The sequence below is a fragment of the bacterium genome (assembly GCA_021372775.1).
Taxonomy (GTDB): Bacteria; Acidobacteriota; Polarisedimenticolia; order J045; family J045; genus JAJFTU01.
The window spans coordinates 1-9,295 of the sequence record JAJFTU010000356.1; the positions used below are offsets into that span (position 1 = coordinate 1).

At 72.9% G+C, this 9,295-nt stretch carries 6 protein-coding genes; all 6 read left to right on the plus strand.

Going from position 1 to position 9,295, the window contains the following annotated elements; genetic code table 11:
- The coding region (glgP, locus tag LLG88_11745) for an alpha-glucan family phosphorylase (GenBank protein ID MCE5247573.1) at nucleotides 1-2,469 on the plus strand (2,469 nt) is incomplete at its 5' end.
- Between the two features lie 226 nt (nucleotides 2,470-2,695).
- Nucleotides 2,696-6,709, plus strand: a complete 4,014-nt coding sequence (locus tag LLG88_11750; GenBank protein MCE5247574.1) for a response regulator — start codon at nucleotides 2,696-2,698, stop codon at nucleotides 6,707-6,709.
- 40 nt (nucleotides 6,710-6,749) lie between these two features.
- Nucleotides 6,750-7,580: a sulfur carrier protein ThiS adenylyltransferase ThiF gene (gene thiF / locus LLG88_11755; GenBank protein MCE5247575.1), complete on the plus strand. Its 831-nt coding sequence runs from the start codon at nucleotides 6,750-6,752 to the stop codon at nucleotides 7,578-7,580.
- Between the two features lie 52 nt (nucleotides 7,581-7,632).
- Nucleotides 7,633-7,833 (plus strand): sulfur carrier protein ThiS, encoded by a 201-nt coding sequence (gene thiS / locus LLG88_11760; protein MCE5247576.1) that lies wholly within the window; start codon nucleotides 7,633-7,635, stop codon nucleotides 7,831-7,833.
- Nucleotides 7,834-7,866: 33 nt separating this feature from the next.
- Nucleotides 7,867-8,649 carry a thiazole synthase gene (locus LLG88_11765; protein MCE5247577.1) on the plus strand — a complete coding sequence of 261 codons (783 nt, stop codon included), beginning with the start codon at nucleotides 7,867-7,869 and terminating at the stop codon, nucleotides 8,647-8,649.
- Nucleotides 8,650-8,651: 2 nt separating this feature from the next.
- A partial coding sequence (locus LLG88_11770) for a radical SAM protein (protein ID MCE5247578.1) occupies nucleotides 8,652-9,295 on the plus strand: 644 nt, incomplete at its 3' end.

A 9,295-nucleotide genomic window follows, 5' to 3' on the forward strand; every position in this document is an offset into this window, starting at 1 on the left:
TGGGACCACGCGACGATCGCCCTCTTCCGGCGCCTCGACGGCGACCTGTGGGAGCGGAGCGGCCACAACCCGATCCGCATGCTCGGCGAGATCTCCCAGGAGCGGCTGCTCGTCGTCGCCGAGGACGAGGCGTTCCTCGCCCACATGGACCGCGTGAAGCGGGACCTCGACGAGTACGTCTCCGGCGTCGGGACGTGGCACCGCAAGACGTTCGGCCCGGCCGACCAGCCGCTGGTCGCCTACTTCTCGATGGAATTCGGGCTGACGGAGTGCCTGCCGATCTACTCCGGCGGCCTCGGCGTCCTCGCCGGCGACCACCTCAAGTCGGCCTCCGACCTCGGCGTGCCGCTCGTCGGCGTCGGCCTGCTCTACCAGAAGGGGTACTTCCGCCAGTACCTGACCGCGGACGGCTGGCAGCAGGAGCGGTACCCGGTCAACGACTTCCACCTCATGCCGGTGCAGGAGGAGCTCGACGCGTCGGGCAAGCCGGTCTACGTCTCGGTCGATCTCGCCGGTCGCGAGACGAAGATCAAGCTCTGGCGGGTGCAGGTCGGGCGCGTGCGGCTGGTCCTGCTCGACACCAACATCCCCGAGAACCCGCAGGATCTGCAGGACGTCACCGACGAGCTGTACGGCGGCGACCTCGAGACGCGCATCCGCCAGGAGATCGTCCTCGGCATCGGCGGCGTCCGCGCGCTGGAGGCGCTCGGGCTGCGGCCGCGCACCTACCACATGAACGAAGGGCACTGCGCCTTCCAGGGCGTCGAGCGGATACGCCGGCTGGTCCGCGAGCGCGGGCTGTCGTTCGGCGAGGCGCGGGAGCTGGTCGCGGCGAGCTCGATCTTCACCACGCACACGCCGGTCGCCGCGGGGTTCGACGTTTTCCCGCCCGACCTGATGGAGCGGTACTTCCGCGGCTGGACGACCGGCTCGGGCATCACGCGCGACGAGGCGTTCGCCCTCGGGCGGATCTGGCCGGGGGAGGTCAACGCCGGCTTCAACATGGCGGTCCTGGCGATCCGCACCGCCGGCTACGTCAACGCCGTCAGCCGGCTGCACGGCGACGTCTCGCGCCGGATGTTCCGCGACCTCTGGCCGGGAACGCCGGACGACGAACTGCCGATCGGCTACGTGACGAACGGCGTCCATCCCGGTTCGTGGATCAGCGACGACATGCGCAGTCTCTACGACCGTTACCTCGGGCCGCGCTGGGCGGAGGAGCCGGGGGACACGATGGTCTGGCTGCGCGGGGTCGAGATCCCCGGCGAGGAGCTGTGGCGCACGCACGAGCGGCGCCGCGAGCGGCTCGTCGGTTTCGCGCGCCGGCGCGTCGCGGCGCAGCTCAAGGCGCGCGGCGCCGGGGCGGCGAGCGTCGCGCAGGCCGCGGAACTGCTCGATCCGGAGGCGCTGACGATCGGCTTCGGCCGGCGGTTCGCGACCTACAAGCGGGCGACGTTGATCCTCTCCGACCCGGAGCGGCTGGCGAAGATCCTCAACGCGCCGGGGCGGCCGGTGCAGATCATCTTCGCCGGGAAGGCCCATCCGAAGGACGATCAAGGCAAGACGCTGATCCGCGAGATCGTGCAGCTCGCCGCGCGGCCGGAGTTCCGCCGGCGGATCGTCTTCCTCGAGGACTACGACGCGGTCGTCGCCCGCTACATGCTGCAGGGGGTGGACGTCTGGCTGAACACGCCGCGCCGGCCGATGGAGGCCTCCGGCACCTCGGGGATGAAGGCGGCGTTCAACGGCGCCCTCAACCTCTCCGTGCTCGACGGCTGGTGGGAGGAGGGCTGGACGCCGACGACGGGGTGGGCGATCGGGCGCGGCGAGGAGTACGCCGACGCCGCGGAGCAGGACCGCGTCGAGGCCGGCCAGCTCTACGAACTGCTCGAGCGCGAGGTGTCGCCGCTCTTCTACGACCGCGGGGTGGACGGTCTGCCGCGCCGCTGGATCGACCTGATGAAGAACGCGATGACCGCCCTCTGCCCGGTCTTCAACACCAACCGCATGGTCCACCAGTACACGGTGGAGGGCTACCATCCGGCGGGGAAGCGCCGCGAGCGCTTGGAGGCCGACGAGGGCCTCCGCGCCAAGGCGCTCGCCGCGTGGCGCGCCAAGGCGCGCGCCGCCTGGCCGCAGGTCCACGTGGCGAAGGTCGAGGCGCCGGTCTCCGACGAACTGCGCGTGGGCGACACCGTTCCGGTGCGGGCCCTCGTGCGGCTCGGGCCGCTCGCGCCGGAGGACGTCACCGTCGAGGTCTACGCCGGACGGGTCGACGAGGCGGGACAGATCGTCGGCGCCAAGACCTGGGAGATGAAGGCGACCGGCGCGACGGAAGGGGACGGAACGGAGTTCCGGGCGGCGGTCTCCTGCCCGATGAGCGGACGGATCGGCCTGACGGTCCGCGTGCTCGCGCAGCACGAGGATCTGGCCCACGCCCACGACACCGGCCTGATCGTCTGGAGCTGAAGCATCGGACGCCGGCGCGCGCCGCGGAGACGGATGGAAACAATCCGGATCGGCGGCGCGCTGGCCGCGGTCAGGGGCCGGTGGCGGATCGACCGACATGCCCTAAATTGAGCGGGGGGGGAGCGCGGCGCGGCGCCGGGGCCGGGACGCGCGCAGGCGGGAGATGGAGCAGGGTCGGTCCTCTTGGCGCGATGATTCCGCGGCGCGGCGGCTTTTCCGCCGCGCAATGGTCGTCCTCTCGCTCGCCGCGGCGGCGGCGGCTCCCGCGGCGGCGCTCGACCCGGGCCGCGCGGTCCACCAGTACACCGACGAAACGTGGGCGTCCGAGCAAGGGCTGCCGCAGAACTCGATCCACGCGATCGCGCAGACCAAGGACGGCTACCTCTGGCTCGGCACGCAGGAAGGGCTGGTCCGGTTCAACGGCCGCAACTTCACCGTCTTCGACAAGCGGAACACCGAGGCGCTGAAGGCCAACCAAGTGATGGCGCTCGGCGCCGCCCGCGACGGGAGCCTCTGGGTCTCGCTGGAGACCGGGGGGCTCGTCCACTTCGAGAACGGGCGGTTCGAGCGGTTCGGCGTCGCGCAGGGGTTGCCGAGCAATCGCCTGTCGCACCTCCTCGAGGACCGGCGCGGCGCGCTCTGGATCGTCACCGCGGACGGCGCGGGGCTGGTCAGGCGCGAAGGCGGCTCGTTCCGGACCTTCACCCGGAAGGACGGTCTGCCGACGGCGCTCGTCCGCTCGGTCGCCGAGGACGCGGGCGGCGCGATCTGGGCGGGCACGGCGCTCGGCCCGGCGCGCTTCGACGGGCGGCGCTTCGTCCCCGTCTCGATTCCCGGCCTGCCGTTCAACGCCGACGTCTTCGTGCTGATGGCGGCGAAGGACGGCGCGCTCTGGGCGGCCACGACCGGCGTCCTCGTGCGCCGCGCCCCCGACGGCTCGACGAAGGTCCTCACGCCGGCCGACGGGCTGCAGGAAGGGGAGCCGCAGGCGCTCGCCGAGGACCGCGACGGCAACATCTGGTACGGCGCCGCCTCGGGGCTGCAGCGGATCAGCCGCGGGCGGATCGAGAGCGCCGCCGATCCGCTCGGCAAGGGGATGACGCTCGCGATCTTCGAGGACCGCGAAGGAAGCCTCTGGGTCGGCACCGACGGCGACGGCCTGCACCGGATGCGCGACGGGGCGATCATCTCGCTGACGGAAGCGGACGGCCTTCCCCCCGGCAGCGCCTGGTACGTCCTTCCCGACCGCGACGGCGCGATCTGGATCGGGATGGCGAACAACGCGCTCGCCCGCGTCGAGGGGGGGCGGGTCCGCACGTTCGGGTCGAAGGAAGGGATGCGGCTGCCGCTGATCGGCAACACCTCGGCCGCCGTGGACGAGAACGGCGTCGCCTGGTTCTCGGAGGTGGACGCCGGCCTCGCGCGCTTCAAGGACGGCCGCTTCACCACCTGGCTGCTCAAGGAGAAGTTCCCCTACAACATCGTGTCGTTCGCGCCGCGCCGCGCCGGCGGTCTCTGGACGATCCTCCGCGACGGGACGCTCGCCGTCTTCCGCGACGGGAAGCTGACCCCCTTCGGCACGCCGTCGGACGCGCTGCGCCGGCCGATCCTCGTCTTCGAGGACCGCGACGGCTTCCTCTGGTACGGCTCCGACGGCTACGGCCTGCGCCGCTTCTCGCCCGACGGCGCCTCGACCCTCTTCACGCAGAAGAACGGCCTCCCCGACGGCGGGGTGATGGCGATCTTCCAGGACCGCGAGGGCGACATCTGGCTCGGCACTTGGGGCTCGGGGCTCGCGCACTTCGAGAACGGGCGGTTCCGCGCGGTGACCACGGCCGACGGGCTGTTCGACGACGTCGTCTACACGATTCAGGAGGACGCCGCCGGCTACTTCTGGATGAGCTGCAACCGCGGCGTCTTCCGCGCCTCGCGCGCCGAGGTCCTCGCGCGGCTGGCCGGCGGGACGGCGCCGATCCGCAGCGCGAGCTTCGGCGTCGCCGACGGCATGAAGAGCGCCGAGTGCGACGGCGGCTACTTCCCCAACTCCTACCAGGCGCCCGACGGCCGGATCTACTTCCCGACGCTGCGCGGCGCGGCGATCGCCGACCCGACGCGGCTGTCGTCGAACCCGGTGCCGCCGCCGGTCAACGTCGAGCGGATGACGGTCAACCGCCGCGACGTCGATCTGCGCGCGTCGTCGGTCGTCCCGCCGGGCGCGCGGGAGATCGAGTTCGACTACGCCGCGCTCTCGCTGCGCGCCCCCGACCGCGTCCGCTACCGCTACAAGCTCGAGGGGTACGACAAGGACTGGGTGGACGCCGGGGCGCGGCGCGAGGCGTACTACACCAACCTCTCCCCCGGGGACTACGTCTTCCGCGTCGTCGCCAGCAACGACTCCGGCGTCTGGAACACCACCGGGGCCTCGATCGCCTTCCGCCTCGCCCCGCGCTTCTACCAGACGTGGTGGTTCGCCGTCGTCGTGCTCGCCGGGATCGGCCTGGCGCTGCGGGGCGTCCATCTCTACCGCGTGCGGCAGCTGCGGGTGAGCAACCTCCAACTGGAGGAGGCGGTGCGCCGCCGCACGGCCGAGCTGGTCGTGCGCGGCGAGGAGCTCGCGCGGACGAACGCGGAGCTGAAGACGGCGAAGGAGGCGGCCGAGGCGGCGAGCCGCTCCAAGAGCGAGTTCCTGGCGACGATGAGCCACGAGATCCGCACGCCGATGAACGGCGTGATCGGGATGACGCAGCTCGCGCTCGACACGAAGCTGACGCGCGAGCAGCGGGAGTACCTCGACGCGGTCAAGCTCTCCGCCGACTCGCTGCTCAGCCTGCTCAACGACATCCTCGACTTCTCCAAGATCGAGGCGGGGAAGCTGGAGTTCGACCCGGTCGAGTTCCCGCTGCGCGGGCGGCTCGACGACGCGATGAAGGCGCTGGCCTACCGCGCCGAGCAGAAGCGTCTCGACCTTTCCTGCCAGGTGGACCCCAACGTCCCGGAGATGGTCGTCGGCGACGCGGGACGGGTGCGGCAGGTCGTCGTGAACCTCGTCGGCAACGCGATCAAGTTCACCGAGGAGGGGGAGATCGTCGTCGGCGTTTCGCTGGAGGAGGCGGCCGACGACCGCGTGCGGCTGCGCTTCGCCGTCTCGGACACCGGGATCGGCATCGCGCCGGAGAAGCAGGCGCTGATCTTCGATCCGTTCACGCAAGCCGACGGCTCGACGACGCGCGTCTACGGCGGCACGGGGCTGGGGCTTTCGATCTGCCGCCGCCTCGTGGAAATGATGAACGGCGCGATCTGGGTCGAGAGCGAGGTCGGGCGGGGAAGCACCTTCTACTTCACCGCCGAGCTCGGCCTCCCGGTCGGCGCGACCGCGCCGGGCCGTCCGCCGGATCTCGACCGCTTGGTCGGGACGCGGGTGCTGCTGGTGGACGGGCGCGCGCTCAGCCGCCGCTTCGTCTTCGACAGCCTCGTCCACTGGGGCTTCGACGCGACGCTGGCCCGGACGATCGTCGAGGGCCGCGAGGCGGCGCGCGTCGCGGCGGCGGAGGGCCGCCCGTTCGGCGCCGCGGTCGTCGACCTGCCGCCGGGCGACGACGACGCGACGGAGCGGGTCGAGGCGCTCGTCGCCGATCCGGCGTTCGCCGGCGTCGCCGTGATCCTGCTCGCGCCGGCGGGCTGGCGCGCCGACGCGACGCGCTTCCCGGCGCTCGCCGCGACGTCGCGCCTGACCAAGCCGGTCCGCAGCAGCGAGGCGCTCGACGCGATTCTCGCCGCGTGCGGCGTCGGCGGCGAAGAGGACGAGACGGCGCCGACCGGGCGGCAGATCATCCAGCCCGCCCCGACGCGGCCGCTGCGCGTGCTGCTCGCCGAGGACCATCCGGTCAACCAGAAGCTCGTCGTGCGGCTGCTGGAGAAGGTCGGCCACACCGTCGTCGTCGCCGCGAACGGGCGGCTGGCGGTCGAGGCGTGGGAACGCGAGCCGTTCGACGTGATCCTGATGGACGTGCAGATGCCGGAGATGGACGGCTTCGAGGCGACGCTGCGGATCCGCGCCGCCGAGCACGGGACCGACCGCCACATCCCGATCATCGCCATGACGGCCCACGCGATGAAGCGGGACCGCGACGGCTGCCTCGCCGTCGGGATGGACGGCTACGTGGCCAAGCCGGTGCAGGCGGTCGAGCTGTTCGAGCTGATCGACGCGATCGTCGTGCGCGGCGAGACGATGCCGTCGTGACGGTTGGCGGGCCCCGCGGCCCGCTCCTACCATCGCCGCCATGCCCGAGAGCGGTCCCTTCATTGCGCTGACGGTCGACGAGCGCGCGCGCCGCGCGCCGCGCGGGACGACGCTGTTCGCGCTGCGCGACGCGCTGAAGCCGGGCGCCGACGTGCTCGTGGTCAACGGATTCCCGCGGACCGCGGACGTCGAACTTGCCGACGGCGACGTCGTGGCGCTGATCCGCCGCGGCGAGATCCCCGCGCGCGACGAGCTGGAGTCGCTGATGGCGGCGCGCCACACGCCGGGCGTCCACGCGCGGGTCAAGCGGGCCGCGGCGGGGATCGCCGGCTGCGGCGGCCTCGGCAGCGCGGCGGCGATCGCGCTGGCGCGGGTCGGGATCGGGCGGCTGCGGCTCGTGGACTTCGACGTCGTCGAGCCGAGCAACCTCAACCGGCAGCAGTTCTTCGTCGATCAGATCGGGCGGCCGAAGGTCGAGGCGCTCGCCGAGAACCTCGCGCGGATCAACCCGTTCGTCGTCGTCGAGACGGAGCGGCGGCGGATCGGGCGGGACGACGCGGCGGCGGTCTTCGCCGGCTGCGACGTCGTGCTGGAGTGCTTCGACGACCCGCTCGCCAAGCGCGAGCTGCTGCTCGGGCTGCGCGCCGGCGCCCCGGCGACGCCGCTCGTCGCCGCGTCGGGGGTCGCCGGCTTCGGCACGGCGAACTCCGTGCGCGTGCGGCGGGCGATGGAGAACGTCTGGGTCGTGGGCGACGGCGAGACGGCGGCCGCGCCGAAAACGGGGCTGATGGCGCCGCGGGTCGGCGTCGCCGCGCACCATCAGGCGAACGCGGCGCTGCGGCTGATCCTCGGGCTCGACCCGGTGGAATGAGCGCCGGCGGGCGGCGGCGCGCCGCGGCGTCGGAACGAGCGGAGCGACGACGATGAGGCTGCGATTGAACGGCGAGTTGCGCGACGTTCCGGAGGGGACGACGATCGGCGCGTTGATCGCGTCGCTCGGCCTCGCCGCCGAGCGGGTCGCGGTGGAAGTCGACGGCGACGTCTTCGGCGGGGCGGAAGCGGCGGACCGCGAGCTGCGGCCGGACGAGCGCGTCGAACTGATCCAGTTCGTCGGCGGCGGTTGAGCCGCGTCGCGGCGCGGCCGGAGGAACGTCGAAATGCGCGGCCAAGGGCCTTTGGCGATCGCGGGGGTCGAGTTCTCCTCCCGCCTGCTCGTCGGCACGGGAAAGTTCAGCTCGCCGCAGGCGATGGCCGCGGCGCTCGACGCGTCCGGCGCGGAGATCGTCACCGTCGCGCTGCGCCGCGTGGACGTCGGCGCCGGGCCGGACGCGACGCTCGCCGCGCTCGATCCGAAGCGCCATCGTCTGCTGCCGAACACCTCGGGGGCGCGCGACGCCGTCGAGGCGGTGCGCCTCGCGAAGCTCGGCCGCGCCGCCTGCGGCACGGAGTGGGTCAAGCTCGAGGTCGTGCCCGACCCGCGCTACCTGCTGCCCGATCCGGTCGAGACGCTCAAGGCGGCCGAGGAACTGGTCAAGCTCGGCTTCGTCGTGCTCCCCTACATGAACGCCGACCCGGTCCTCGCGCGGCGGCTGGAGGAGGCGGGCTGCGCGACGGTGATGCCGCTCGCGGCGCCGATCGGCAGCGCGCGCGGCCTGCGGACGCGGGAGCTGGTCGAGATCATCGTCGAGGAGGCCGGCGTTCCGGTCGTCGTCGACGCGGGGCTCGGCCTCCCGTCGCACGCCGCGGAGGCGATCGAGATCGGCGCCGACGCGGTGCTGGTCAACACGGCGATCGCCGCGGCGGACGATCCGGCGACGATGGCCCGCGCCTTCAAGCTCGCCGTCGAGGCGGCGACGCTCGCCCGCGCCGCGGGGCCGGCGGCGACGTCGCGCGAGGCGCGCGCCTCGAGCCCGCTGACCGGCTTCCTGCGCGAGGCCTGACGATGGGGTTCCGCGAGGAACTGGAGCGGATCGGCGGCGACCGGCTGCGCGCGCGGATCGCCGCGGCGACGACGCGCGACGTCGAACGCGCGTTGGCCAAGGAACGTCCCGACGAGGAGGACGTGCCGGCGCTGGTCTCGCGCGCGGCCGACCCCTTCCTCGAGGAGCTGGCGCGGCGGAGCGCGGCGACGACGCGCCGCCGCTTCGGCCGGACGATGACGCTCTACGCGCCGCTCTACGTCGCCAACTCCTGCGTCAACCGCTGCGTCTACTGCGGCTTCGCGGCCGACCACGACCGCCTGGAGCGGCGGACGCTCGACGCGGAGGAGATCCGCGCCGAGGCCGCGATCATCGCCTCGCGGCGGATCCAGCATCTGCTGCTCGTCGCCGGGGAGGATCCGCGCGTCGTGACTCCCGACTCGCTCGCCGCGACGGCGCGCGAACTCGCGGGGATGTTCGCCTCGATCTCGGTCGAGGTGCAGCCGTTCGACCGCGCGGGCTACGAGACGCTGTGCGACGCCGGCGTCTGCGGCCTGGCGATCTACCAGGAGACGTACGACCCCGTCCTCTACGCCCGCTTCCATCCGGCGGGGCCGAAGCGGAACTACGCGCGGCGGCTGGAGTCGATGGAGCACGGCGGCGAGGC

Bases quoted from the DNA above. Each gene is read 5' to 3' on its own strand.
- thiS (MCE5247576.1), top strand. From the start codon at position 7,633: ATGAGGCTGCGATTGAACGGCGAGTTGCGCGACGTTCCGGAGGGGACG.
- LLG88_11750 (MCE5247574.1), top strand. From the start codon at position 2,696: ATGGTCGTCCTCTCGCTCGCCGCGGCGGCGGCGGCTCCCGCGGCGGCG.
- thiF (MCE5247575.1), top strand. From the start codon at position 6,750: ATGCCCGAGAGCGGTCCCTTCATTGCGCTGACGGTCGACGAGCGCGCG.
- LLG88_11765 (MCE5247577.1), top strand. From the start codon at position 7,867: ATGCGCGGCCAAGGGCCTTTGGCGATCGCGGGGGTCGAGTTCTCCTCC.